The sequence below is a fragment of the Streptomyces sp. NPDC051364 genome, from assembly GCF_040682115.1.
Classification (GTDB): Bacteria; Actinomycetota; Actinomycetes; order Streptomycetales; family Streptomycetaceae; genus Streptomyces.
Map to the genome: position 1 here is coordinate 12,302 of NZ_JBFBAH010000048.1, position 25,549 is coordinate 37,850.

A 25,549-nucleotide genomic window follows, 5' to 3' on the forward strand; every position below is an offset into this window, starting at 1 on the left:
ATCTGCCGGGGGCCTGGCCAGAGCCGAGATGGGGGTCACGCGGACTTCTGGACGTCTCCGGAAGTGAGTGCGGCTCTCTCTGGTTGTCCGGTGTATTGACGAGTTTCCTCCCTATTTCACACGAGTCAAGAGATATGGGGTGTTCATTCCCGTCCACCCGTTTCTCCTGGTCAGGCCGGCAGCGCAAGGAGCATCAGGGGGCGGCTGGTGGGCTGGGCGGATCCGCCGGCGGGCTCGACGGTGAGTCCCACCCCGGAGGCACCGCGGATGCCGCCCTGCATGAGCGTGGCCCCCTCCCCGGTGAGGAGCCCGGCCGGGCGCATGGTGCCGTGGTCGTCGAACCACAGCTGGTACGTCCTGCCCTCGCCGGGGTCGGGGAGCCCGGTGCCGATGAAGACCGCCCTGTTCTGCTGCTTGGAGCTGACCACGGAGGTGGTGGCGCCGCCGGTGGTGCGGCCGTGCACCGTACGGACGTCGGGGGCGGCCATCACTGCCGTGAGGTCCTGGAGGCGGCGTTCGGAGGCCTCCGCCTGCTGCCGGGCCTCGTCGGCGCGCTGGTTCTGCCAGAGGGTGGCGCCCCCGAGCACGGCCACCCCGGCGATGCCTGCAGCGATGGTCAGCGTGATGGCCTTGCGACGAAGGATCGCGGTGAACGTCATCGGCTTGCCCGCCGCGGGCAGCAGCGGGGGCAGTTGGCGGACGGAGTCGATGCCGTACAGCACCTCGTCCTTCATCCGCGGGGGCGGCGGGAGTGCGGCAGCGGCGCCCAGGCGGGCGGCGGTGGCGGAGAATTCGGCCACCTCCTGCCGGCAGGAGGGGCAGTCGGTGAGGTGCGCGCTGAACTCCTCGTGCTCCGCAGGTGTGAGCGAGTGGAGGGCGTACGCGCCGGTGAGGGTGTGCAGTTCCCCGTCGTGCTTCATGTGGTCACCCCCATGCAGTCGCGCAGCCGGATGAGCCCGTCGCGCATGCGTGTCTTGATCGTGGGCAGTGGAGTGCGCAGGGTCTCGGCGACCTCGCGGTAGGACAGGCCCTGGTAGTAGGCGAGCGTGACGGCCTGGCGCTGGATCTCGGTCAGGCCGCGCATGCAGCGCCGTACCTGTTCGCTCTCCAGACGGGTTTCGACCTGTTCCGCGACCTCGTCGAACGGGCGCGCCTGCTCGCGGGCGGCCTGGTCGTTCTCGCGGTTGATCGCCGCCTGGGCGGAGCGGACGCGGTCGACGGACCGGCGGTGGGCCAGGGTGGCGGCCCAGGTGCGCACGCTGCCCTGTTCGGGGCGGTAGCGGGCGGCTTGCCGCCACAGGTCGATCATCACCTCCTGTGCCACCTCCTCTGACTGGGCACGGTCGCGTACGACCCGGACGACTATCCCGAAGACGGTCCCGGACAGGGCGTCGTACAGGGCGGAGAAGGCGTCCTTGTCGCCGCGGGCCACCCGGGACATCAGGTCCTCGAGCCGGGGGCCCACCGCGTCGGGGACGCCGAAGGGCAGCGGTTGCCCGGTGGTGGCGGATCGTCCGCCGGGGTCGGTCCGTCGCATGACAGTCCTTCCTGTCGAAGGGACCGGCCCTTCCACAAAGAGAGCCGACCGCTCCGGATGGTGCCAGGTCCGCGTTCTTGACCGGTCTTCGGAGCGGACATCTGTGAGGATTGGTCAACTCGCTCGCCAATTCCCGATCGATGTGCACCACCCGCGCCGCAGCTGATTCCGGTTTCGGCAACTGCCACCAATCCGCGGGTGCTCCGGCTGCGAACCAGGGGTGAACCGCCGTCACGGACGACGGCGTGGCGAACGGTGGGGAGTGAAGAACTGTGCGTACGAGGAACGTGGCCGTGATCGGCGGCGGTGTGGCGGGACTGACCGCCGCCTACGTCCTGCAGAAGGCGTGCGACGTCACACTGTACGAGGCGGACCCCCGGCTGGGAGGCCACGCGCACACCCATGAACTGCCCGCCCCGGGCGGCGGAACGATGGGCGTGGACTCGGGGTTCATCGTCCACAACGCGCGCACCTACCCCCTGTTGCTCCGCCTCTTCCGCGAGCTCGGAGTGGCCACGCAGGACTCCGAGATGAGCATGTCGGTGCGGTGCGACGGCTGCGGCCTGGAGTACGCCGGTGCCCGCGGGCCCCTCGGCCTGTTCACCGGGCGGGCGGCCCTGCGCCCCCGGTACCTGCGGCTGCTGGCGGAGGTACCGCTCTTCCACCGCCGCGCGCGCCGCATGCTGGACGGGGGCGGTCCGGTCGCCGACAGCCCCGGCGACAGCAGTTCCGGCGGCAGCAGTTCCGGCGGCGGAAGTCCGGAGCGGTACACCCTCCGGGCGTTCCTCGCCGACGGCGGGTTCTCCCCGTACTTCGTCACCCACTTCATCACCCCGCTGGTGTCGGCCGTGTGGTCCTGCCCCGCCCACACCGCGCTGGAGTACCCGGCCGCGTACCTGTTCCGCTTCCTCGACCACCACGGGCTGCTGTCCGTGACGGGCTCCCCGCGGTGGAGGACCGTCACCGGCGGCAGCGCGGCCTACGTCGACAAGGTCGCCAAGGAGATCAGCAACATCCGGACCGCCACCCCGGTCGTCCGGGTGGACCGCATACCGAGCGGCGTCCTGGTGGGCAGCGACGACGGCATCACCGACGCCTACGACGCCGTCGTCATCGCCACGCACCCCGACCAGGCGCTGCGTCTGCTGGCCGACCCCACCCGGGACGAGCAGCGGGTCCTCGGCGCCTTCCGGTACGAGGCGAACCCGACCGTGCTGCACACCGACACCGGCCTGCTGCCCCGCTCGCCGAGGGCCCGGGCCTCCTGGAACTACCACCTCACCGACTGCCGCCCGGGGGCGGAGGGGGTCCGGGTCAGCTACGACATGACGCGGCTGCAGCGGCTGCCGGGCGACACCGGCTACGTCGTCACCCTGAACGCCGGCGGGCGGATCGACCCCGAGCACGTCCTGGCCCGTATGGAGTACGCGCACCCCGTCTACACGCCCGAGTCGGTGGCCGCGCAGCGTGCGCTGCCCCGTCTCAACACCTCGGTCACCGCCTTCGCCGGGGCGTACCACGGGTGGGGGTTCCACGAGGACGGCTGCCGCTCGGGCGTACGGGCCGCCGCCGCGCTGGGTGTCCGATGGTGACCCCGGCGGTGGCGCGTGTGGTGGCCCCGGCGGCGGCGCCGGGAACCAGCCCGGCCCACCCCGCCGTGGCCGTACCGGCCCTGTACGACTGCGTCGTCTCGCATGCGCGGACGGCCCCGGTGCGGCACGCCTTCCGGCACCGCACGTACATGTGGCTCGTGGACCTGGACGCCCTCCCCCGGCTCCCGTGGCCGCTGCGCCCCCTGGCCCGGTTCGACGCCCGCGACCACTTCGACGCCGCCGCACCGACCGTCCGGGCCGGCCTCGACGCGTACCTGGCCTCCCGGGACGTGCACCTCGACGGCGGGCGGGTCCTGATGCTGGCCCACGCCCGGGTCCTGGGGTACGTCTTCAACCCGCTGACCCTGTACTGGTGCCACGACCGCTCCGGCGCTCTGGTCTGCGTGGTGGCCGAGGTCCACAACACGTACGGGCAGCGCCACTGCCACCTGCTGCGAACGGACGGCGCCGGCCGGGCCGAGGCGGCGAAGGAGCTGTACGTCTCCCCGTTCTTCCCCGTCGACGGCCGCTACCGCATGCGGCTGCCGGAGCCCCGGGAGCAGCTGGAGGTCACCGTCCAGCTCGAGCGCGCCGGGCAGCGGCCGTTCACCGCGACCCTGCGCGGCCGGCACCGCCCCGCCACCCCCCTCGCCCTGCTGCGCGCCGCCGCCCGGCGGCCGTGGTCCACCGCCGCCGTCTGGGCCGGGATCCGCCGCCACGGCATCCACCTGCTGCTCCGCGGGCTGCCCGTCCAGCCCCGGCCCGACCGCGCACCCGAGGAAGGCATCGCCCCGTGACCCTTTCCCTCCCCCGCCCCGCCGACCGATCCGTGGAGCAGCGCTCCGTCGACGCACAGGCGTGGCCGGACGTGGCGCGCCCACCGGCGGCGCCCTTCGGGCACGCGGCCGTCGCCCGCCGGCTCGTCCGCCGCGCCGTGACGGCGCTTCCCCTGCGCTGCCGGTTCGGCGCCGAGCCGCCGTGCGGCAGCGGGCCGTCGCTGACGGTCCACGACCCGGACGCGTTCTTCCGCAGGATCGGGGCGCACGGCCTGATCGGCTTCGGCGAGTCCTACATGGCGGGCGAATGGGACAGCGACGACCTGACCGGCCTGCTGACCGTCCTCGCCGTGCACGTCGACGACCTGGTTCCCGCCCCGCTGCGCCGGCTGCGCGGGGCATGGGTGCAGCGCAGGCCCGAGGCCCAGCTGAACTCCCGGGCCGGGGCCCGGCAGAACGTCCACCGCCACTACGACCTGTCGAACGAGCTGTTCGCGCTCTTCCTCGACGAAACCCTGTCGTACTCCTCCGCCGTGTTCACCGCGTTCCCCGCGCGCCGCGAGAGCCTGCCGGGCGCGCAGCACCGGAAGATCGACCGGCTGCTGGACCTCGCCTGTGTCGGCCCGGGCAAGCGCCTGCTGGAGATCGGCACCGGCTGGGGCGAACTCGCCCTGCGCGCGGCCGCCCGTGGGGCGCGCGTGACGACCGTGACTCTCTCCGCCGAGCAGCAGCACCTCGCGCGCCGCCGTATCGCCGCCGCGGGGCTGGCCGACCGGGTGGACGTCGAACTGCGCGACTACCGCGATCTGGAGGGCCGGTACGACGCAGTGGTGAGCGTGGAGATGATCGAGGCGGTCGGCAGGGATTTCTGGCCGACGTACTTCGCCGCCCTGCGCGATGCGGTGGCGCCCGGCGGGCGGATCGCCCTGCAGGCCATCACCATGGGCCACGAGCAGATGCTGCACACCTCCCGTACGCACACCTGGATCAGCAAGTACGTCTTCCCCGGCGGCCTCATCCCCTCCCGCGAGGCCATCGAGGCGCACTCGGCCGGCGCGGGGCTGCGGATCGTCTCCGACCAGGGGTACGGCGACCACTACGCGCAGACCCTGTGCCTGTGGCGGGAGCGCTTCACGGAGCAGGCCGGCGCCGTGGCGGCGCTCGGCTTCGACCCGACGTTCCGGCGCATGTGGGAGTTCTACCTCGCCTACTCCGAGGCCGGGTTCCGGGCCCGCTACCTCGATGTCCGGCAACTGCTGCTGACGGAGGACGTCTCACTGGGAGCGCAGCCGTGAACCCGGCCTCCTGGGAGGCCCTCGGGAGCAATCTGGCCGCTGCCGCCGCCGCGGCCGCGGGCGTGCTGCTCCTGGCCTTCGCGGTCGGGACGGCCCGCCGCCTGCACCGGACGGTGGACATCGCCTGGGGCCTCGCCTTCGCCGCGGTCGCGACGGTCTCGTACGCCCTGTCGTCCGGGTACGGGGACGGCGGCCGGCGGCTCCTGGTCGCCGCCGCCACCGTCGTGTGGGGGGTACGGCTGGCCACACACATCGCCTGGCGCGGCCGCGGGCACGACGAGGACCCCCGCTACACGAAGCTCCTCGCCCGGGGGCGGGGCAACCCGCATCTGCGCGCCCTGCTCAAGGTGTACGTGCTCCAGGCGGGCCTGGTCTGGCTGGTCTCGCTGCCCGTGCAGAGCGCCTCGTACGCCGGCTCCCCCATCGGCGCCCTCGCCGTGCTCGGCGGCGTGCTCTGGGCGGTGGGCCTGGCCTTCGAGGCCGTCGGGGACTTCCAGCTCGCCCGGTTCAAGGCCGATCCCGCGCACCGCGGTACGGTCATGGACCGGGGGCTGTGGGCATGGACCCGCCACCCCAACTACTTCGGCGACTTCCTGGTCTGGTGGGGGCTCTACCTGATGGCCTGCGGCACGTGGCAGGCCGCCCTGCTCTGCCTGGTGTCGCCGGTGGTCATGACACTGCTGCTGGTCAAGGGGAGCGGCAAGCGCCTGTTGGAGGCCCATATGGCAGACCGTCCCGGCTACGCCGGCTACATCGCCCGTACCAGCGGGTTCCTCCCGCTGCCGCCCCGGCGGGGCCACGCATGAAGCAGCCGACCGGCGCGCTGGCGCTGCGCCGGGTGCCGCGGGACCCGAGCGCCGCGGTGCTCCTGCTGCACGGCGGCCGTCCGGAGGGGCTCGAGGCACCGCCGCGGCCGAACCTTCCGGGGCTGCGGATGCTTCCGTTCGCGCGGGCCATCGCGGACGCCGGGCCGGCGCAGGACGTGGTGGTGGCGGAGGTCCGCTACGTGCACCGGGGCTGGAACGGCCACCGTGCGGATCCGGTCCACGACGTCTGGCAGGCCCTGCGCGAACTGCGTTGCGTGGCCGGAGCGCTGCCCGTGGTGCTGGTCGGGCATTCCATGGGAGGGCGGGCCGCGTTGCGGGCGGCCGCCGACCCGCTGGTCCGCGCCGTGGTCGGGCTCGCGCCGTGGTGCCCGCCGGGCGAACCGGTGGTGCATCTCGGGGACACCGCCGTGGTGCTCCTGCACGACGAGGCGGACGGCGTCACCGATGCGCAGGCGTCGTGGGACTACGTACGGCGGGCCCGTGCGCGGGGCGCCCGGGCCGGAGGAATCGTCATGCCGCACGGGCGGCACGCGATGCTCCGCCAGGCGCGCACCTGGCACCGGATCGCCACCGACACCACGCTGGGCCTGCTCGGCCTGACCGCCCTCCCCGAGGAACTGTTCACCGGCCGGGTCCCCGCGGCGAGGCCGGGTCTGCGGGCTCCGGTGCGCGGGATCCGGACCGGGATCGGGTGAGTCCGGCCTGATCGGCAGGACACCCCCTAAGAAGCGGTGGCCCTGAGGGGGCGGTGGTCCGGGGTGTCGGCCTGTCGGCCCAGGGGCGCGAAGGCGAGGAGGAACAGCAGCCCTGCCAGCGGCAGCAGGTCCAGGCTGATGCCCGTGGCCACGATGCCCGCGACCACGGCGGCGGGCCGCCAGGCGGCTATCCGCCGCAGCGCCGCCAGCTGGGTCATGAGCAGCAAGAGGCCGACGTAGAACAGGAGCGGCCCGACGCTGTAGACGGCGGGCTCCACACCCGCGTGGCTCTTGACGCGCCGGAAGAATTCGCGCATGGCCTCGCGGTCCTCGCTGAGGAATCCGGCGAAGAGGTCGATGACCGCCTGCGCGGCGACCGCGGCAGCGCCGAGCAGGCCCGTCACCGTCCCTGCGGCGGCGAGCCCGCGGCCGGCCGGGCCGCGCCCCCGCACCGCCATCCGCCGCATCCCCAGCACGATCGGGATGAAGCACAACACGCCGGCCAGGAAGGCGAGATGCCCCAGGGACCAGGACCATCCGGGGCCGTGTTCCCCGTCGGTCAGCCGGATGAGTCCGTAGGCCGTCATACAGAGCGGACCGACCGTGAACGCCGTCCGCTGCCATGGTGTGTTCGACATGCGCCGATCATGTCGGCGCCGGGATCGCCCCGCCCTCGGGGAACGCCCTGAGCCGACCCTGAGGCACCCCCGACGGCCGGTCCGGGGACCGGGTCAGGGGCGGGCCGGGGGCCCTGGCGACAGGGCCCCCGATCGGGACTACTCGATCACCAGCTCGACCGGGATGTTGCCGCGGGTGGCCTTGGAGTAGGGGCAGACCTCGTGGGCCTGCTTGACCAGCAGGGCGCCCGTCTCGCCCGCGAGGGACTCCGGGAGCTCGACACGCAGGGTGACGGCCAGGCCGAAGCCCGTGTCGTCCTTGCCGATCGAGGCCTCCGCGGTGACCGACACCTCACCGGTGTCGACCTTGGCCTGCCGGCCGACCAGGCCGAGCGCGCTGGCGAAGCAGGCCGCGTAGCCCGCCGCGAAGAGCTGCTCGGGGTTGGTGCCCTGGCCGTTGCCGCCGAGCGCCGGGGGCATGGCGAGCGCGAGGTCGATCTGGCCGTCGGAGCTGACCGTGCGGCCTTCGCGGCCGTTGGCGGTGGCGACAGCGGTGTACAGCGCGTCCATCGGGGTTCCTCTCGCGGGGTGACCGTGTCAGCCGGTGATCGGCTGACGTCCACTACTAGAGCACACAATTTAGTTGTGCACAACTAAATGACCCGCAAGCTTTGCCCGGGTACACTTGCCCCCATGAGCGAGCAGCCCACCGAAACCCTCCGCGAGGAGGACTTCCTCCGCCTGGACGGCCAGATCTGCTTCGCGCTGAACGCGGCGAGCAGGGCCTTCAACGGCCTCTACCGGGTCGTCCTCAAGGACCTCGGCCTGACCTACCCCCAGTACCTGGTGATGCTGGTGCTCTGGGAGCACGGCACGACGCCCGTCAAGGAGCTCGGGAACCACCTGAGGCTCGACTCCGGGACGCTGTCCCCCCTGCTCAAGCGTCTCGAGGCCGCAGGACTGGTCCACCGCGAGCGCAGCACCGAGGACGAGCGTTCCGTACACGTCGGCCCCACCGAGGCCGGTACGGCGCTGCGCGCACGTGCGGCGGAGGTACCGCGACGGATCGCGGCCGCGACGGGCTTCGAGCTCGCCGAGATCCGCGACCTCCAGACCCGCCTGCACCGCCTCACCGCCGCGCTGGACGCCGCCGTCCCGGAGGTCTGACGGGCGAAGCGCGGCAGACCGGGGACGCCGCCCCGGAGCAGGCCCCGGCGGCTGCACCCCGGTCAGTGGCGGGGCCGACACCACGGTCCGGACGTGGGACGTGGCCGCGCGCGCCCCGCTGGGCGGGCCGCCGACCGGGCACACCCTGCCGGTCGGCGACGCGGCCTTCGCGCCGGACGGCCACACCCTCGTCACGGCCGGCTGGGACGACACCGTCCGGCTCCGGGAGACCGACCCGGCGCGGCTGCTGCCCCGGCCGTGCGCGGCCACCGCCGGTGCGCACGACCGGGAACTGTGGCAGCGCCACGTACCGGGTACCCCGTACGCCCCGGGCTGCAACTGACGGGCGCCATCCGCAAGGCGCCCGCTGCGCAGAAGCCTTAGGTTCGTCGGCATGGTGCATGTACTGAGCAGCAGGGTCCTGGTGACCCCGACGGACCCGGAGCGCTCGCGCGCCTTCTACGGGGTCACGCTGGGGCTCGCCGTCTACCGGGAGTTCGGTACCGGGCCGGAACGCGGCACGGTCTACTTCCTGGGCGGCGGCTTCCTCGAGGTCTCGGGCCGCGCCGAGACCCCGCCGGCGCCCGGGCTCCGGCTGTGGCTGCAAGTCGCCGACGTGCAGGCGGCGTACGAGGAGCTGCGGATGCGCGGGGCCGAGGTGCTGCGGCCGCCCCGGCGGGAGCCCTGGGGCCTGATCGAGATGTGGATCGCCGACCCGGACGGCGTCCGCATCGCGGTGGTGGAGGTCCCGGCGGACCATCCGCTGCGGTTCCGCCCCTGAGTGCTCCGTACGGCTCGATCGGCGTACGCCCGCTTCCGCGGGGGCGGGGGGCGTGATCGGCCAATTCGGCGCGCCCCCGCCGGTGGAGTGAATGCGCCCTCCACCCATCGGGGGGACATCCGGCCCGGCCCGTGGACGCGGCGTCAACCACGCCCGGGCTCGGGGCCGGTACCGAGGCGGGTCCGCAGCAGGCGCATAGCAGACACGGGTGGACCGTGGAGGCCTTTTGTAAAGATCAACTCAGTGTGCTGGATTGATCACCGACAGTGCCCCCGGCTGCGCGGAAGGACACCGAATGCGCACGGTTCGAGAATCAGTCCTGGACGTTCTACGAGCACGTGGTATCACCACGGTCTTCGGCAACCCCGGCTCGACCGAACTGCCGATGCTCAAGCGGTTCCCCGACGACTTCCGATACGTACTGGGCCTCCAGGAGGCCGTCGTCGTCGGCATGGCCGACGGCTTCGCCCTCGCCTCCGGTACCACCTCCCTCGTCAACCTGCACACCGGCCCCGGCACCGGAAATGCGATGGGCGCGATCCTCAACGCCCGCGCGAACCGCACCCCGATGGTCGTCACCGCCGGGCAGCAGGTGCGCGCCATGCTCACCATGGAGGCCCTGCTCTCCAACCCGCAGGCCACGCTGCTCCCCCAGCCCGCCGTCAAGTGGGCGTACGAGCCCCCGCGCCCCGCAGACGTCCCGGCCGCGCTGGCCCGCGCCGTGCAGGTCGCCGAAACCCCGCCCCACGGGCCGGTGTTCCTCTCCCTGCCCATGGACGACTTCGACGCGGAGCTCACGGAGGCGGAGGACCGGGCCGGCCAGGCGGCCGCGGCCCGCCGGATCACGCACGCCGCCGCGCCCGACGCGGCCACGGTCGCGGCGCTAGCCGAGCGGATCTCCCGCGCCCGCTCCGCCGTCCTCGTCGTCGGCGACGACGTCGACGCCTCCGGCGCCTGGGACGCGGTCCTCGCGCTCGCCGAGCGCACCGGGCTGCCCGTCTGGGCGGCGCCCGTCGCGGCCCGCGTCTCCTTCCCCCGCAGCCATCCGCAGTTCCGCGGGGACCTGGCCCCGGCGATCGGGCCGCTCGGCCGGCAGCTCGAGGGGCACGACCTGGTTGTCGTGGTCGGCGCGCCCGTGTTCCGCTACTACCCCTACATCCCCGGGTCCCACCTGCCCGAGGGGACCGAGCTCGTGCTCCTCACCCGGGACGCGGAGGAGGCCGCCAAGGCCCCCGTCGGGGATGCGGTCGTCGCGGACCTGACGCTGACCGTACGGGCGCTCGCCGACCGGCTCCCGGCCGGCGGCAAGACGGCGCCCGCGCCGCACGAGCAGGCGCGGTTCCCCGAGACGGCCGACGGCGTCCTCACCCCGCTCGCCGCCATGACGGCCATCGCGCAGGGCGCCCCGGAGAACACCCTCTGGGTCAACGAATCGCCCTCCAACGTCCCGCAGTTCCACGAGGCCACCCGGATCAGCACCCCGGGCTCCTACCTGTTCTCCGCGGGCGGCGGACTCGGCTTCGGGGCCGCCGCGGCCGTCGGCGCCCAGCTCGGCGCACCCGAGCGGCCCGTGGTCTGCGTCATCGGAGACGGCTCCATCCACTACGCCGTGCAGGCCCTGTGGACCGCGGCCACGTACAAGGTCCCTGTCACCTTCGTCGTCCTCAGCAACGCCAAGTACGCGATCCTCCAGTGGTTCGCGCAGCTCGAGCACGCCCAGGGCGCGCCCGGCCTCGACATCCCCGGTCTCGACATCACGGCCGTCGCCGACGGCTACGGGGTGCGCACCCACCGGGCCCACGGCGCGGGTGAACTCACCAAGCTCGTACGGGACTCCGCGTCCCAGCAGGACGGACCGGTGCTCATCGACGTGCCCGTGACCACCGAGCTCCCCTCCCTCTGAGTCAGGCCCAGGGGGGTGTCCGGCGGATCATGGCCGGGCCCGGCCCTCCCCCAGACTCCGTCCGGGGGGACCCCCAGGCACCGCGCCTTGCCGCGTAGTCGTCGGTCCCCAACGTCCCCCAGCCACCGCTGGGAGGTGCCCCACCGCGTTGCCTCCCTCCTCCGCCTTGCAATCCACGGCACCAGACGACCCGGGCTGTCCGGCCCTGACCCGCCGGACGCCCCCAGCCCCCACCACCACCAGAAGGCCCCACATGTCCCCCGACACCCCCCTCCTGTCCCGCCTGCGCACCCTCCTCACCGACCACGCCGACGTCCTGCACACCGACCCCGAGACCCTCGCCGCGCATGCCCGCGACGCGGCGCCGTTCTCCGAGGCCGGAACCCCCGCCGTCGTCGCCTTCCCGCGCACCGCCGAGCAGGTCCGGCACATCATGCGCACCGCGTACGAGCTCGGCGTCCCCGTCGTCCCGCAGGGCGCCCGCACCGGTCTCGCGGGCGCCGCGAACGCGATCGACGGCTGCGTCGTCCTGAGCACCGCCCGGATGGACCGCATCCTCGAGATCGACCCCGCCAACCGGCTCGTGCGCTGCGAGCCCGGCGTGGTCACCAAGCGCCTGAACGACGCCGCCGCCGAGTACGGGCTCTCGTACCCGCCCGACCCGGCCTCCTGGGAGCACTGCACCATCGGCGGGAACATCGCCACCGGCGCCGGCGGCATCTGCTGCGTCAAGTACGGGGTCACCGCCGACTACGTCCGCGGCCTGGAGCTCGTCCTCGCCGACGGCCGCCGCATGCGGACCGGGCGGGACACCGCCAAGGGGGTCGCCGGTTACGACCTGACGCGGCTGCTCGTCGGCTCCGAGGGCACCCTGGCGGTCATCGTCGGCGCCACCCTCGCGCTGCGTCCCGTCCGGCCGCCGGCCCTGGCCCTGCTCGCCCAGTTCCCGACCCTCACGTCGGCGGGGGACGCCGTCGCTGCGATCACGAGGGCCGGCCATGTCCCGTCCGCCCTCGAACTCCTCGACCGGGCCACCTCCCAGGCCGTCGCCGACCACGGGCACCCGATGCTGACCCCGGGCGCCGCCGCCACGCTGATCATCGAGAGCGACACCGCCGATCCCGGACGCGACCTCGCGGCGATGGCCCTCCTGTGCAAGGAGGCCGGGTCCCAGAACGTGGTCACCGCCTCCAGCGCCGAGGAGTCCCGGCACGTCATCGAGGCCCGGCGGCTGGTCACCCCGGCCCTGGGGGCGTTCGCCGCGACCCTGGGCGGGAGGCCGACCGCCTTCATCGAGGACGTGGCCGTGCCCCGCTCCGAACTGGCCAAGTTCATGGGCACCATCGAGGAGATCGCCGTACGGAACCGGCTGCGGATCTTCACCCTCGGCCACGCGGGGGACGGCAACCTGCACCCGACCGTCGTCTTCGACGAATCGGACGCGGACGAGTTCCGCCGCGCGCAGACCGCGTACGACGACATCATGGCCGCGGGCCTCGCCCTCGGCGGCACCAGCACCGGCGAGCACGGCATCGGCACCCTCAAGCGCGAGTGGCTGACCCGCGAACTCGACCCGGTCAGCCTGGAGCTGCAGCGCGGGCTCAAGCGCCTCTTCGACCCGAAGAACCTGCTCAACCCCGGCAAGGTCGTGGAGGCATGACCGAGGCCGCGGCCCGCACCGAGGCCGCTGACGAGAGCACCACCGGGACCGCCGGGATCCCGGACGAGACCGCGGACACGGAGGCCGCCTCCCTCCCTGTACCGCGGCCCGCCCGGGCCGGGCGCGCCGAGACCGTCCGCTTCGCCGCCACGCACACGCTGCCCGCGTTCGTCCGCGGAGCCTTCCAGCCCCGGCCCCGGGTCGTGGCGGCGTACGCGGCCCTCGGTCAGCAGGGCTGGTCGGCCGCGACCCTGCGCGCCATGCGAGCCCGGCACCGCGGGGCTCCCGTGGAGGTGCGCGGTCTGTCCGGGCCGCTGCTGGTCCTGGTGGACCAAGCCGACGTGCGGCGGTTCTACGAACTGCCGGTGCGCACCCTCGCGATGGACCCGCCCGACAAGTACAAGGGGCTGTCGGTCTTCGAGCCCACCGGCGTCGTCTGCTCCCACGGCGACATCCGCGAGGAGCGCCGTCGCGTCAACGACGAGGTGCTCGCGGCCGAGCGGCCCGTGCACCCCTCGTGCCAGGAGTTCCAGGCCATCATCGCGGAGGAGGCACCCGCCCTGGTCCAGGACTCCGAGCTGGCCTTCCCGCTACTGCGCCGTACGAGCGCCCGCATCGTGCGCCGGATGGTCCTCGGCGACGCGGCCGCGGGCGACGAGGAGCTCGACCGGTGGCTGCTCGTGCTCCGCGAGGAGGCCAACTGGATGGGGCTGCGCAAGGGCCGGGCCGCGGCCGCCGGGGCCCTGTTCCGCAGGGCCGCCGCCCGTGTCGAGGAGTACGCCGCCGGCGCGGAGCCCTACACCCTGGCCGCACTGGCCCGCAGCCACCCGGCGGCCTCTGGGCCGGACGCCGCCGCGCTGGACGCGGTGGGCCAGGCGCACCACTGGCTGCTCGCCCTCGACGCTGTCGCCTCGATCGTGGCCCGTACCCTGCTGCTGCTCGCCGCGCACCCGGCCGAGCAGGACGCGCTGCGGGCCGAGGTGGACGGCGGGGGCGCGGAACTGCCCCGGCTGCGGGCGTGCGTACGGGAGGCCCTGCGGCTGTTCCCGGTCGTGCCGGACCTCGTCCGGGTCACCCGTGCGGAGACCGAGTGGCGCGGGGTGCACTATCCGGCGGGGACGGCGGTGCTCGTGCCCGCCCTGTTCCACCAGCGGGACCCCGAACACGTCCCGGCCGCCCACCAGTTCGTGCCCGGCCGGTGGCTGCGGCCCGGGGCGGCGCAGGACATCCGGATGGCGCCCTTCAGCCACGGCGGCGGGCGCTGCCCCGGCGAGCACCTGGGCGTACTGACGGCGGCCGTGCTGACCGCGGCGGTGCTGCGGGGCCACCGGGTCACCGGCGGCCGGCCCGCGCTGGACCCCTGCCGTCCGCTGCCCGGCATCCTCTCCTCGGCCGGCATCCGGCTCACCCTCGCCCAGCGCTGAGCAGCCGGCGCCGAGCCCGTGCGGCGGCGCGGGGCCGGGCAGCCGCCGGGTCCCGCGCCGCACGTCCCACGCACCCCGTCCGCACCTCGCCCACGCCCTGCACCTCACCCGTGTTCCGCACCTCGCCCACGCCCCGCACCTCACCCACCATGCCCCGGAGGGCACCTGCATGACCGATGCCATGACCGCCGTCACCGGGCAAGAACCGGACATCGGCTCCCTGCACCACGTGTGCCGCCTGCTCGCGGAGGCCGCCGAAGGAGTGGGGGACGCCTCCCGGTACGCGTCCGAACTCGCCCTCGGCACGCGGCTGCCGCGAACCGCCCGCGGCGGCGCCGCCTGGCGCACCCTGCTGCGGACGATCACCGACCCCAAGGGGCTGGGCTGGGCCCCGCGCGGCCGCGGGCTCGCCGGGATCGGCTGGCTCGCCGGGGTGTTCACCAGCCGCGAGAGCCTCGCGGTGAGCCTGGCCGTGACGGGCCTCAAGGCCCGGATCAGGGCCGCCGCCGTGACCCACCCCGAGCTGCTCGGCGACCCCGACACCGCGCGCGTGCTGCGAGCCGTCGAGGGGGACCGCCAGCGGGAGGCGATCCGCGTCTTCCGCTCCCTCCTCGGCACCAAGGGCGCCGAGCGCACCTTCGCCCTGCTGGCCCCCTCGTTCGCCGACATCCTCGCGTGGAACGCCCTCACCGACGAGAACCCCCTCAACGACGCGGCGGGCTGGGAGGTCGCCACCGGCCGCACCGTGACGCGGGCCGACCCGGTCCTCGGCATCGGCGGCCGGGTCTGGGCCTTCCTCGACCGCGGCCCCGGCCGGGCCGAACCGTTCGTCCCCTCACCGGCGCTCACCGGGAGCCTGGACACCACCGGCACCATCGCCGGGTACGTCCGCAACATCGACGCCGTGGGCACCGACGGAACGCTGCTGGTCCAGCAGGTCGTGGGGTCCGACGGCGTGCAGCGGTACGTCGTCCAGCTCGCCGGCATGTCCGGCGTCAGCGACGAGAGCCCCCAGGACCTGCTGGGCGCCGTGCACGCGGTCGCGAGGCCCGCCACCCCGTACTCCAGGGCCGTCTCCAAGGCGCTGCGCCAGGTGATCCCCTCGGGCTGCGAACTGGCCCTGGTGGGCCACAGCCTGGGCGGGATCACCGCCATGAACCTGGCCGCCGACCGGGACTTCTGCGGTATCCACCAGGTCACGCACGTCGTCGCGGTCGGCTCCCCCATCGACGGCAAGCGCCCGGCGGATCCGCGGACCCGGGTGTACTCGCTGGTCAACGAGCACGACGTGGTGCCCAGCCTGGAGGGGCGCTCCTCGGTCTCCCCGTACGCGCTTCCGGCGCAGTTCACCGAGTTCACCTGGACCGACGACACGCACGCCTTCCCGCTGTGCCATGCCGCCGAGCGGTACGCGCACAACCTCGAGTACGAGGTTCCCGAGGCGAGCGCGCTCGTGGACGCGGACCTCGCGCCGTTCCGGGGCCGGGTGACCGCCACCCGATTCTTCCGGCTCTACGACCGCTGACCGCGGCACCGCTGCTCTCCCACCCGTTGCCCCTGTTGCGCCGACCGCTGAGGAACACCATGACCGACTCCGTCTCCACCGAGCAGACCGCGGCCCCGCGCGCGGGGACCCCGGCGCCCCCGGCCGCCGGCGCGGGCCTCCCCGCGCAGGCCGCCCGCCCCGGCCAGGCCCCCGAGTACGGCCCGCCCGGGCTCCTCGAACGCCTCGGCTCGGCCGCCTTCGCCCGTGTCAACCGCACCCGCGAGTGGCACGAACTGCCGCTCCCCCTCGGGCTGCTGAACCTCCGGGTGCTCCGCGACGACCTGCGCCGCAAGAACCTGCACGACACGTACGACGCGGGCGGGGAGCGCCGGCGGCGTCCGACCCCGGCGCTCGCGCCCTACCGCTCGTACGACGGCTCGGGCTACGACCCGTACGACGAGGACATGGGCCGGGTCGGCACCCGGCTCGACCGCAACGCCCCGCTGCACCTGGTCTTCCCGGACTCCGACGAGGAGCTGATGTCGCCGAGCCCGCGCGAGATCAGCAGGCAGCTGCTGGCCCGCAAGGGGTTCGTGCCCGCGCCCACGCTCAACCTCCTGGCCGCCGCCTGGATCCAGTTCGAGAACCACGGCTGGGCCAACCACGGGGACAACGAGGAGGCCGAGCCGTTCACCGTCCCGCTCGCCGAGGGCGACGACTGGGCCGACCACGGCGGCACCTGCCCGATGCGCGTGAACCGCACCCGCCCCGACCCGGTCGCCCAGACCGCGGCCGACGCGCCGCCCACGTACGAGAACACCGTCACGCACTGGTGGGACGGCTCGCAGGTCTACGGCTCCGACGAGGCCCGCTGCCGGGCGCTGCGCACGGGCGAGCACGGGCGGCTGATCCTCGAGGACGGCCGGCTGCCCGCCGATCCGCGGCCCGGGAAGGCCTGCCTGGACTGGACCGGCATGAACAGCGACTACTGGACGGGCCTGTCGCTGCTGCACACGCTGTTCGCCAAGGAGCACAACGCGATCTGCGACTACCTGCGCGCCCACTACCCGACCTGGGACGACGAGCGGCTCTTCCACACCGCACGGCTGGTCAACACCGCGCTCATGGCGAAGATCCACACGGTGGAGTGGACGCCGGGCATCCTCGACACCCCGGTGCTGCGGCACGCGATGGACGCCAACTGGTACGGGGTGCTGCCGCGCTGGGTGAGCCGGACGTACGGGCGGCTCGGCAAGGGCGAGATGCTCAGCGGAATCCTGGGCTCCCCGACCGACCACCACGCGGCGCCGTTCTCGATGACGGAGGAGTTCGTCTCCGCCTACCGGCTGCACCCGCTGATCCCCGACGAGCTCGCCGTCCGCGACCACCGTGCGGGCGCCGTCCGCGCAACCATCGGCTTCGACGACATGCAGGGTGCGACCACCCGTACGGCGGTCGACGCGTACGGCATGAGCGACCTCTTCTACAGCTTCGGCACCGCCCACCCCGGCGCCCTCGTCCTGCACAACCACCCCGACGCGCTGCGCAATCTGGCCCGGCTCACCGGCGAGCACATCGACCTGGGCACCGTCGACATCCTGCGCGACCGCGAGCGCGGGATCCCCCGCTACAACGCGTACCGGCAGATGCTGCGCAAGCGGCCGGTCACCTCCTTCGAGGAGCTGACGGGCGGGCATCCCGGCGACACGCCGCTGCTGAAGGAGCTGTACGAGGGGCGCCTGGACCGGGTGGACACGCTGGTCGGCAATCTCGCGGAGCCGCGGCCGGCCGGCTTCGGCTTCAGCGACTCCCTGTTCCGGATCTTCATCCTGATGGCGAGCAGGCGACTCAAGAGCGACCGCTTCTTCACCACCGACTACCGGCCGGAGGTCTACACGGCGGAGGGCCTGGAGTGGGTCGATCGCAACGGCATGGTGTCCGTCCTCCTGCGCCACCACCCCGAACTGGCCCCGGCCCTCGACGGCGTGACCAACGCCTTCGCTCCCTGGAGGACCCTGTGACCGCCATTCCCGCGCCGCGCACGGAGCAGCAGCAGCGGTACGAGCCCGCCGAGGGGCTGCGGGCCCATTCCGCGGCGCTGCTGCGGCACGCGGAACGGCTGCGGGCGGGGGCGGTCGCGCTGGACTGGAAGGGTCCGCAGGCCGAGGCCTTCCGGTGGCGGATCGAGGCCCTGGCCGACCGCTGCGCGACAGCGGCGGCCGGCCTGGCCCGCTCCGCGGAGCAACTGGACGCGGCCACCCGCACCCGCTGACGGCCGGGGCCCGGCTCCGCCCGCGACCCGGGCCCACGGGCTCCTCACTGCTTCCGCGCCTCGTCCACCACCTCGTGCACGGCGTCCGCGACCAGCCGGGACTGCTCGACTGCGATGCCGTGTCCGCTGTCGGTGTCGGTGATGTGCCGGGCGTGGAGTTCGCGGGCGAGGTCGTCCTGGGCGGCGAGCCAGGCCGGCCAGGTCGATCCGCTGTCGCCGACCTCGAGGTCCCACGGCTTGTCGGAAGTCAGCACGGCGGCGGGCAGGCGGTGCGGCATCGGGGGCGCGCTGCGGATCTCCGCCACGGAGGCCTCGTAGTCGGGCACTTCGAGGGCCTTCCCCCGATCCATCGCCTCGATCTTGTGCATCCAGTCCGACCACTGGGCCGGTGTCAGGGTGTCGCGCAGGTACGGCGACGCGCCGTCGACGGTGACGAGGCCGGACACCCGGGGGAAGTCGGTGCGTGCGAAGAGCTCGGCGATCATCGCGCCCCAGGAGGCGCCGACCAGCACGTACGGCCCGTGCTCGCCGGCGGCGGACAGCACCGCCCGTAGGTCCTGCACCCCCGCTTGCGCCGAGGTGGGCTGGGGCACCGGGGTCGAGGAGGCCGGCTTTCCGTCGGTCCGCGTGGTCCCGGGGCGGTCGTAGGCGCACACCCGCGTGAACGAGGCGACCCTCGGAAGCACCGCCGCCGCACTGGGTTTCAGGCCGGCCGCGGGGGTGGAACGGTCCACGACGTGGGTCCACTCGTCCGCGGCCCCGCCCGTCCCGGAGACGAGCACGACGGTCGGGGACCCGGTTCCCCGGCACTCCAGCCGGATGCTTCGGCCGCCGCCGATGGGCACCGGGCGGGAGAGATCCCCGGAGGTGCCGCCCGTGGTCACGGTCGCCGTGGCAGTGGCCGTACCAGTGGCCGTTGCCGCGGCCGGGCCGCCGCCTGCGGCGAGCGCGAGAGCTGCCACGACGGTGACCGCACCAGCCAGGGCCTGGCGTCTTCCGGACACCCACCCAGTCTCACCCCGTGCGGTGACCGGGGCGATCGGGCCCGGCGGCGGCGAGCGCCTCGGCGACGAGGCGCCGCAGGTGGTCGCCGGTCAGGGCGTAGACCACGCGGCGGCCCTCCTTGCGGGTGGTCACCAGCCCCGACATCCGCAGCCGGGCGAGGTGCTGGCTGACGGCCGGCCGGGCCGCTCCCACCGCTGCGGCCAGGGTGCCGACATCGGCCTCGTCCGAGGCCAGGGCGTGCAGGAGGGCGAGGCGGGTGCGGTCGGCCAGCAGGCCCAGGATCTCGGCCGCGGCCTCGAAGGCCTGCGGGCCCGGTTCTTGCGGGTGCGAACCCTGCGCAGGTGATAGGTGCATGCGTGCGCTCATACGCACACAATAGGCGGGTGGGTGCATGCGTCCACCCTTCCCTGTCGTCCTCGTCGAAAGCGAGCGCGCTGTGAGCCACCACCACGAGCACCACCACGGGTCGTTCCGGGCGCGGCTGCGGCACCGGCTCTCCCCTCTCGCGCACGCGTTCACCCCGCACAGTCACGCGGCGTCCGACAAGGTCGACCCGCCGATGGAGACCTCCCGCCAGGGCATGCGCACGCTGTGGCTGACCCTGGGCGTCCTCGGCCTGACCACGGCCGTCCAGGCCGCCGTCGTCGCCGTGTCCGGGTCGGTGGCCCTGCTCGGCGACACCGTCCACAACGCCGCCGACGCGCTGACCGCCGTACCCCTCGGCATCGCGTTCGTCCTCGGCCGGCGCGCGGCGAACCGCCGCTACACCTACGGCTACGGGCGCGCCGAGGACCTGGCCGGCATCGTCGTCGTCCTCACCATCGCCGCCTCCTGCGCCCTGGCCGCCTACCAGTCCGTGGACCGGCTCCTGCACCCCCGCGAGATCACCGGGCTGTGGGCCGTCGCGGGCGCCGCGGTGGTCGGTTTCCTCGGCAACGAGTGGGTGGCCCGGCTGCGGATCCGCACCGGCCGCCGGATCGGTTCCGCAGCGCTCGTCGCCGACGGGCTGCACGCCCGTACCGACGGGTTCACCTCCCTCGCCGTTCTGCTCGGCGCGGGAGGCGCGGCGATCGGCTGGCAGAGCGCCGACCCGATCGTCGGCCTGCTCATCACCGCGGCCATCCTCGTGGTGGTGCGGGATGCCGCGCGCGAGGTGTGCCGGCGCCTGATGGACTCGGTCGATCCGGCCCTGGTCGACACCGCGCACGACGCGCTGCTCGGCGTGACCGGCGTACGGGGCACCGGGCAGGTCCGCATGCGGTGGATCGGACACGCACTGCGCGCCGAGGCCGACATCGTCGTCGACCCTGACCTCACGGTGGTGCAGGCACACGCCCTGGCCGTCGAAGCCGAGCACGCGCTCATCCACGCCGTCCCCCGGCTGACCGCCGCCACCGTGCACATCGACCACACCGCCGACCACGGCGACCCGCACGCGGCCCTCGCCCACCACGGCGGCCGGTGAGGAACGGGCCACCGGACCGGTCAGGATTCGAGAAGCGCGGGCCCGGCGGCCGAGACTAGCGTGGCCGTCATGGACGTCACCGTCCCCCCCACCCCCGCTACTTCAGGAGCGACCATGACCAGCTCTCCCACCCAGGGAATCAAGACCGTGCTGCATCCCGTCTCCGACCTGGCGAAGGCCAAGGCGGTCTACGCCGCGCTGCTCGGCGTGCAGCCGCAGACCGACGAGTCGTACTACGTCGGCTTCGAGGCCGCGGGCCAGCACATCGGGCTGGTGCCGGGCGGCGGACCGCAGGGTACGGCCTCGCCGGTGGCCTACTGGCACGTCCCGGACATCGAGGCGAAGCTCGCCGAGGTGACCGCCGCGGGCGCCACCGTGAAGGAGCCCGCACACGACGTCGGCGGCGGCCGCCTGGTGGCCACCTTCACCGACCCCGACGGCAACGTACTCGGGCTGCTCCAGGACCGCTGAGGACCGGATGTCCTGCGACGCCCCGGCCGGGCGCACCACGCAGCCGGGGCGTCGGCGGCTGTACGGGCCGAAGCGCAGAAGGACCGGACGGACGGGCCGGAAGCTGGTTGGATCGAGCCGGGCGACGACGACGGAGACCGCAAAAGCGACCTCCGCTGAACAGATGGAGACACGATGAGCAAGGCCACGGGGACGGACACGCGGTCGCCTGCGCTGCACGGTGCGGACAGCCACGACCTGATCCGCGTGCACGGCGCGCGTGAGAACAACCTCAAGGACGTCAGCATCGAGATCCCGAAGCGCCGCCTCACGGTGTTCACCGGTGTCTCCGGCTCGGGCAAGAGCTCCCTGGTGTTCGACACGATCGCCGCGGAGTCGCAGCGGCTGATCCACGAGACCTACAGCGCCTTCGTACAGGGGTTCATGCCGACGCTGGCGCGGCCCGAGGTCGACGTCCTCGAAGGACTGACGACCGCGATCATCGTCGACCAGCAGCGGATGGGCGCCGACCCGCGCTCCACCGTCGGCACCGCCACGGACGCCAACGCGATGCTGCGCATCCTCTTCAGCCGGCTCGGCACCCCGCACATCGGCCCGCCCAGCGCGTACGCCTTCAACGTCCCCTCGGTCCGGGCGAGCGGTGCGATCACCGTCGAGCGCGGCGCCAGGCAGACGGTGAAGGCGACCTTCAACCGCACCGGCGGCATGTGCACCCGCTGCGAGGGCCGCGGTTCGGTCTCGGACATCGACCTCACCCAGCTGTACGACGACTCCAAGTCGCTCTCCGAGGGCGCGTTCACGATCCCCGGCTGGAAGTCGGACAGCCAGTGGACCGTGCAGGTCTACGCCCAGTCCGGTTTCGTCGACCCGGACAAGCCGATCCGCAAGTACACCAAGAAGGAGATGCAGGCCTTCCTGTACGGCGAGCCGGTCAAGGTGAAGGTCAACGGTGTCAACCTCACCTACGAGGGGCTGATCCCCAAGCTGCAGAAGTCGTTCCTGTCCAAGGACAAGGAGGCGATGCAGCCGCACATCCGGGCTTTCGTGGAGCGGGCGGTCACCTTCACCACCTGTCCCGAGTGCGAAGGCACCCGGCTCAGCGAGGGAGCCAGGTCCTCGAAGATCAAGCGGATCAGCATCGCCGACGCGTGTGCGATGCAGATCAGCGATCTGGCCGAATGGGTCCGCGGCCTCGACGAGCCGTCGGTGGCGCCGCTGCTCGACGCGCTCCGGCAGACCCTCGATTCGTTCGTGGAGATCGGGCTCGGCTACCTGGCACTCGACCGGCCGGCGGGCACGCTGTCCGGCGGCGAGGCCCAGCGCGTCAAGATGATCCGCCACCTCGGGTCCTCGCTCACCGACGTCACCTACGTGTTCGACGAGCCCACGGCGGGCCTGCACCCCCACGACATCCAGCGGATGAACGACCTGCTGCTGCGGCTGCGGGACAAGGGCAACACGGTGCTCGTCGTGGAGCACAAGCCGGAGATGATCGCGATCGCCGACCACGTCGTCGACCTCGGCCCCGGTGCGGGTCAAGCGGGCGGCGCCGTCTGCTTCGAGGGCACCGTCGAGGGGCTGCGGGCCGGCGGGACCCTCACCGGCCGCCATCTCGACGACCGGGCGGCCGTCAAGGAGAAGGTACGTACGGCGACCGGCACGCTGGAGATCCGCGGTGCGACGGCGAACAACCTGCAGGACGTCGACGTCGACATCCCGCTCGGGGTGCTCGCGGTCGTGACCGGTGTCGCGGGCTCGGGCAAGAGCTCGCTCGTTCACGGATCGATCCCTGCGGGCGAGGGCGTCGTCTCGATCGACCAGACCGCGATCCGCGGCTCGCGGCGAAGCAACCCGGCGACGTACACGGGGCTGCTCGAGCCGATCCGCAAGGCCTTCGCGAAGGTCAACGGCGTGAAGCCGGCGCTGTTCAGCGCCAACTCCGAGGGCGCCTGCCCCACGTGCAACGGCGCGGGTGTCATCTACACCGACCTGGCGATGATGGCCGGGGTCGCCACCCCGTGCGAGGAATGCGAAGGCAAGCGCTACCAGGCATCGGTGCTGGAGTACCACCTCGGCGGCCGCGACATCAGCGAGGTGCTGGCGATGTCGGTGACCGAGGCCGAGGAGTTCTTCGGCGCCGGCGAGGCCCACACCCCGGCCGCGCACCGCATCCTGGGCAGGCTCGCCGACGTCGGGCTCGGCTACCTCAGCCTCGGCCAGCCCCTCACCACGCTGTCCGGCGGCGAGCGGCAGCGGCTCAAGCTGGCCACCCACATGTCCGACAAGGGCGGCGTCTACGTCCTCGACGAGCCGACCAACGGCCTGCACCTCGCCGACGTCGAGCAGCTGCTCGCCCTGCTCGACCGGCTGGTCGACTCCGGCAAGTCGGTCATCGTCGTCGAGCACCACCAGGCGGTCATGGCGCACGCCGACTGGATCATCGACCTCGGCCCCGGCGCCGGCCACGACGGCGGCAAGATCGTCTTCGAGGGCACACCGGCCGACCTCGTCGCCGCCCGCTCCACCCTCACGGGCGCGCACCTCGCGGCCTACGTCGGCGCCTGACCGGGGCACGCACCGCCCGCCCGGCCCTCCGAGCCGGGCGGGCGCGCGTCAACGGCGTGTATGGACTCGGCCGTTTCCCGTCAAAGTGGCGTCAGGGAGGGGCGCGAACGGCGGGCGGGCGGGGATAGCTTCGGTGTCGCGCCCCGGACTGCCTCCCCGCACTCGGGGCGTCACCCGTCGCTGCTTGCGGTTCCTCAGGGAGGGCCCCATGTGTCTGTTCCGGTACGAAGACGATCCCGAGCCCGAGGAACGGGTCCCGGCCGGGCTTCTGTACGTGCCCGTCCGGCCGGGAAGGGGAGCGGAGGTGGTGATCCGGCTGTTCCGTACTCCGCTGGGTACCCGTACGGCCGTCGGATTCACCAGTACGGGCCGACTGGCCGCCACGCTCGGCGAGAGCCAGCGCCACATCCGGCTGTCGGAGGCGGTGCTGCGTGAGCTGTGCGAACCGCTCGGTGCGGGCCTGATCACCGTCGACCCGACGCTGTCGGCTGCGGCGGCCACTCCGGCACCCGCTCCGGTGGCTCCGGCCGCGCCGCCCCGGCCGGGCCGGCTCCCGGTCCAGGCCGTCTGAGGGGGGAGAGTTCCATGACCACAGCCACACTGTCCGAGATCGCCGCGGGCGCCGACGAGTTGTCCGTCTGGCCGGCGTCGACGACCCGGCTCCCGCACGGCGGTATCGCCGTCGGCGGGGTCTCGCTGGCCGAGATCGCCGACCGCTTCGACACCCCGGCCTACGTACTGGACGAGGGCGAGGTACGAGCACGCTGCCGCACCTACCGCGACGCCTTCCCCGACGCCGAAGTCCTCTACGCCGCCAAGGCCTTCCTCTCCCGCGCCATGGCCCACCGCATCGCCGAGGAAGGCCTCGGACTCGACGTCTGCTCCGCCGGCGAGCTCGAACTCGCCGTCACCGCCGGGTTCCCGCCGGAGCGCATGCTCCTGCACGGCAACGCCAAATCACCCCACGACATCGACACCGCACTACGCCTCGGCGTCGGCCGGATCGTCATCGACAGCCCCTCCGAGATCGCCCGCCTCGCCGCCGCCGTCGGCCCGACCGGACACCAGAAGGTACTGGTCCGCGTCGTCCCCGGCATCTCGGCCGGCGGCCACGAGAAGATCCGCACCGGCACCGACGGCCAGAAGTTCGGCCTGTCCCTCACCGACGGCTCCGCCCAGCACGCCATCACCCGCATCCTGGGTCAGCCGCAACTCGAACTCGTCGGCCTGCACTGCCACATCGGCTCCCAGATCACCGACGTCAAGCCGTACGTCTGCGCCCTGCGCCGCATGGTGGGCCTCATGGCACGCATCCGCGACACCCACGGCATCGTGCTCCCCGAGCTCGACATGGGCGGCGGCCACGGCATCGCCTACCGACCCGGAGAACCCGCACTCGACCTCACCACCCTCGCACGCCGACTCCGCGCCGAGCTCGTGGCGAGCTGCTCGGCAGCCGGACTGGCCGTGCCCCGCCTCGCCGTCGAACCCGGCCGTGCCATCGTCGGCCCCGCCGGAGTGGCGCTCTACCGGGTCCTCGCCGTCAAACGCACCGGAGAGCAGACGTTCGTCGCCGTCGACGGCGGCATGAGCGACAACCCCCGCCCGGCCCTCTACGGGGCCCGCTACGCACCCCGCCTGATCGGCCGCCACTCCACCGCCGAACCCCACACCGCCACCGTGGTCGGCCGCCACTGCGAGGCCGGCGACATCGTCGCCGCCGACGTCGAACTCCCCGGCGACATCCACCCCGGAGACCTCCTCGCCGTCCCCGTGGCCGGCGCCTACCAGCAGTCCATGGCCTCCGGCTACAACATGGTCGGCCGCCCCCCGGTCGTCGCGGTCGACGACGGCACCGCCCGGCTCCTCGTACGACGCGAGACCCTCGACGACTTCCGCCGCCGCGACATCGGCGACTAACGGCCTCGGGGGTAATTGAGATCGGGACGCGTCGGCTTGGCGGTTTGGCTGGCGGATGATCAGCAGGTAGTCGTGTGCACGAGTACCAGTT

The 25,549-nt window shown here is 73.4% G+C and carries 25 protein-coding genes; 19 read left to right on the forward strand and 6 right to left on the reverse strand.

Annotated elements, in window-relative coordinates; translation table 11 throughout:
- Positions 1-170: 170 nt before the first annotated feature.
- Complete coding sequence (locus AB0M76_RS40880; RefSeq protein WP_365957837.1) at positions 171-920, reverse strand: anti-sigma factor; 750 nt, start codon at positions 918-920, stop codon at positions 171-173.
- Positions 917-1,441: an ECF RNA polymerase sigma factor SigK gene (sigK, locus tag AB0M76_RS40885; RefSeq protein WP_266672443.1), complete on the reverse strand. Its 525-nt coding sequence runs from the start codon at positions 1,439-1,441 to the stop codon at positions 917-919. Before sigK ends, AB0M76_RS40880 begins: the two co-directional genes overlap by 4 nt.
- 368 nt (positions 1,442-1,809) lie before the next feature.
- Between sigK and AB0M76_RS40890 the strand changes: the two genes are divergently transcribed.
- Genes AB0M76_RS40890 through AB0M76_RS40910 form a run of 5 tightly spaced genes read left to right on the forward strand, consistent with a single transcriptional unit; the run spans position 1,810 to position 6,722 of the window.
- Positions 1,810-3,129 (forward strand): FAD-dependent oxidoreductase, encoded by a 1,320-nt coding sequence (locus AB0M76_RS40890; RefSeq protein WP_365957838.1) that lies wholly within the window; start codon positions 1,810-1,812, stop codon positions 3,127-3,129.
- A gap of 17 nt (positions 3,130-3,146) precedes the next feature.
- On the forward strand, positions 3,147-3,926 hold the full coding sequence (locus AB0M76_RS40895; protein WP_365957859.1) for a DUF1365 domain-containing protein: 780 nt from the start codon (positions 3,147-3,149) through the stop codon (positions 3,924-3,926).
- On the forward strand, positions 3,923-5,200 hold the full coding sequence (locus AB0M76_RS40900) for a cyclopropane-fatty-acyl-phospholipid synthase family protein (protein ID WP_365957839.1): 1,278 nt from the start codon (positions 3,923-3,925) through the stop codon (positions 5,198-5,200). The genes AB0M76_RS40895 and AB0M76_RS40900 overlap by 4 nt, the downstream gene beginning before the upstream one ends.
- The gene (locus AB0M76_RS40905) at positions 5,197-6,006 is read left to right on the forward strand and encodes a DUF1295 domain-containing protein (protein ID WP_365957840.1); all 810 of its coding nucleotides are present in this window, start codon (positions 5,197-5,199) and stop codon (positions 6,004-6,006) included. Before AB0M76_RS40900 ends, AB0M76_RS40905 begins: the two co-directional genes overlap by 4 nt.
- Positions 6,003-6,722 carry an alpha/beta hydrolase gene (locus tag AB0M76_RS40910; RefSeq protein ID WP_365957841.1) on the forward strand — a complete coding sequence of 240 codons (720 nt, stop codon included), beginning with the start codon at positions 6,003-6,005 and terminating at the stop codon, positions 6,720-6,722. The genes AB0M76_RS40905 and AB0M76_RS40910 overlap by 4 nt, the downstream gene beginning before the upstream one ends.
- A 26-nt stretch (positions 6,723-6,748) precedes the next feature.
- On the opposite strand, the gene AB0M76_RS40915 is transcribed toward AB0M76_RS40910, so the two are convergent.
- Positions 6,749-7,360, reverse strand: coding sequence for a hypothetical protein (locus AB0M76_RS40915; RefSeq protein WP_365957842.1), 612 nt, complete (start codon positions 7,358-7,360; stop codon positions 6,749-6,751).
- 138 nt (positions 7,361-7,498) lie between these two features.
- Positions 7,499-7,909 carry an organic hydroperoxide resistance protein gene (locus AB0M76_RS40920; RefSeq protein ID WP_054220897.1) on the reverse strand — a complete coding sequence of 137 codons (411 nt, stop codon included), beginning with the start codon at positions 7,907-7,909 and terminating at the stop codon, positions 7,499-7,501.
- A 123-nt stretch (positions 7,910-8,032) separates the two neighbouring features.
- Here AB0M76_RS40920 and AB0M76_RS40925 point away from each other — a divergent pair, with 123 nt between their 5' ends.
- The 9 genes from AB0M76_RS40925 to AB0M76_RS40965 all read left to right on the forward strand — a co-directional run bounded on the left by AB0M76_RS40925 (position 8,033) and on the right by AB0M76_RS40965 (position 18,032).
- Entirely contained in the window at positions 8,033-8,506 is a 474-nt protein-coding gene (locus AB0M76_RS40925; RefSeq protein WP_030293644.1) for a MarR family transcriptional regulator, read from the forward strand.
- A gap of 100 nt (positions 8,507-8,606) precedes the next feature.
- Positions 8,607-8,849 (forward strand): WD40 repeat domain-containing protein, encoded by a 243-nt coding sequence (locus tag AB0M76_RS40930; RefSeq protein ID WP_365957843.1) that lies wholly within the window; start codon positions 8,607-8,609, stop codon positions 8,847-8,849.
- 51 nt (positions 8,850-8,900) lie between these two features.
- Positions 8,901-9,287, forward strand: coding sequence for a VOC family protein (locus tag AB0M76_RS40935; protein ID WP_365957844.1), 387 nt, complete (start codon positions 8,901-8,903; stop codon positions 9,285-9,287).
- 295 nt (positions 9,288-9,582) lie between these two features.
- On the forward strand, positions 9,583-11,190 hold the full coding sequence (mdlC, locus tag AB0M76_RS40940) for a benzoylformate decarboxylase (RefSeq protein WP_365957845.1): 1,608 nt from the start codon (positions 9,583-9,585) through the stop codon (positions 11,188-11,190).
- Positions 11,191-11,443: 253 nt separating this feature from the next.
- Positions 11,444-12,850 (forward strand): FAD-linked oxidase C-terminal domain-containing protein, encoded by a 1,407-nt coding sequence (locus AB0M76_RS40945; RefSeq protein WP_365957846.1) that lies wholly within the window; start codon positions 11,444-11,446, stop codon positions 12,848-12,850.
- Entirely contained in the window at positions 12,847-14,274 is a 1,428-nt protein-coding gene (locus AB0M76_RS40950) for a cytochrome P450 (protein ID WP_365957847.1), read from the forward strand. The genes AB0M76_RS40945 and AB0M76_RS40950 overlap by 4 nt, the downstream gene beginning before the upstream one ends.
- A gap of 169 nt (positions 14,275-14,443) precedes the next feature.
- Positions 14,444-15,799 carry an alpha/beta hydrolase gene (locus AB0M76_RS40955; protein ID WP_365957849.1) on the forward strand — a complete coding sequence of 452 codons (1,356 nt, stop codon included), beginning with the start codon at positions 14,444-14,446 and terminating at the stop codon, positions 15,797-15,799.
- Between the two features lie 59 nt (positions 15,800-15,858).
- Positions 15,859-17,781 carry a peroxidase family protein gene (locus AB0M76_RS40960; RefSeq protein ID WP_365957850.1) on the forward strand — a complete coding sequence of 641 codons (1,923 nt, stop codon included), beginning with the start codon at positions 15,859-15,861 and terminating at the stop codon, positions 17,779-17,781.
- Entirely contained in the window at positions 17,778-18,032 is a 255-nt protein-coding gene (locus tag AB0M76_RS40965; RefSeq protein ID WP_365957851.1) for a hypothetical protein, read from the forward strand. The genes AB0M76_RS40960 and AB0M76_RS40965 overlap by 4 nt, the downstream gene beginning before the upstream one ends.
- Positions 18,033-18,076: 44 nt before the next feature.
- On the opposite strand, the gene AB0M76_RS40970 is transcribed toward AB0M76_RS40965, so the two are convergent.
- The gene (locus tag AB0M76_RS40970; protein ID WP_365957852.1) at positions 18,077-19,036 is read right to left on the reverse strand and encodes an alpha/beta hydrolase; all 960 of its coding nucleotides are present in this window, start codon (positions 19,034-19,036) and stop codon (positions 18,077-18,079) included.
- A gap of 10 nt (positions 19,037-19,046) precedes the next feature.
- Positions 19,047-19,403, reverse strand: a complete 357-nt coding sequence (locus AB0M76_RS40975; RefSeq protein ID WP_365957853.1) for a metalloregulator ArsR/SmtB family transcription factor — start codon at positions 19,401-19,403, stop codon at positions 19,047-19,049.
- Between the two features lie 25 nt (positions 19,404-19,428).
- Here AB0M76_RS40975 and AB0M76_RS40980 point away from each other — a divergent pair, with 25 nt between their 5' ends.
- The 5 genes from AB0M76_RS40980 to lysA all read left to right on the forward strand — a co-directional run bounded on the left by AB0M76_RS40980 (position 19,429) and on the right by lysA (position 25,458).
- Entirely contained in the window at positions 19,429-20,502 is a 1,074-nt protein-coding gene (locus AB0M76_RS40980) for a cation diffusion facilitator family transporter (protein WP_365957854.1), read from the forward strand.
- A 114-nt stretch (positions 20,503-20,616) separates the two neighbouring features.
- Positions 20,617-20,973 carry a VOC family protein gene (locus tag AB0M76_RS40985; RefSeq protein ID WP_365957855.1) on the forward strand — a complete coding sequence of 119 codons (357 nt, stop codon included), beginning with the start codon at positions 20,617-20,619 and terminating at the stop codon, positions 20,971-20,973.
- A 174-nt stretch (positions 20,974-21,147) separates the two neighbouring features.
- Positions 21,148-23,538, forward strand: coding sequence for an excinuclease ABC subunit UvrA (locus AB0M76_RS40990; protein WP_365957856.1), 2,391 nt, complete (start codon positions 21,148-21,150; stop codon positions 23,536-23,538).
- A gap of 208 nt (positions 23,539-23,746) precedes the next feature.
- Positions 23,747-24,109, forward strand: coding sequence for an SAV_915 family protein (locus AB0M76_RS40995; protein WP_365957857.1), 363 nt, complete (start codon positions 23,747-23,749; stop codon positions 24,107-24,109).
- Positions 24,110-24,123: 14 nt separating this feature from the next.
- Entirely contained in the window at positions 24,124-25,458 is a 1,335-nt protein-coding gene (gene lysA / locus AB0M76_RS41000; RefSeq protein WP_365957858.1) for a diaminopimelate decarboxylase, read from the forward strand.
- The last annotated feature ends 91 nt before the right edge of the window (positions 25,459-25,549 follow it).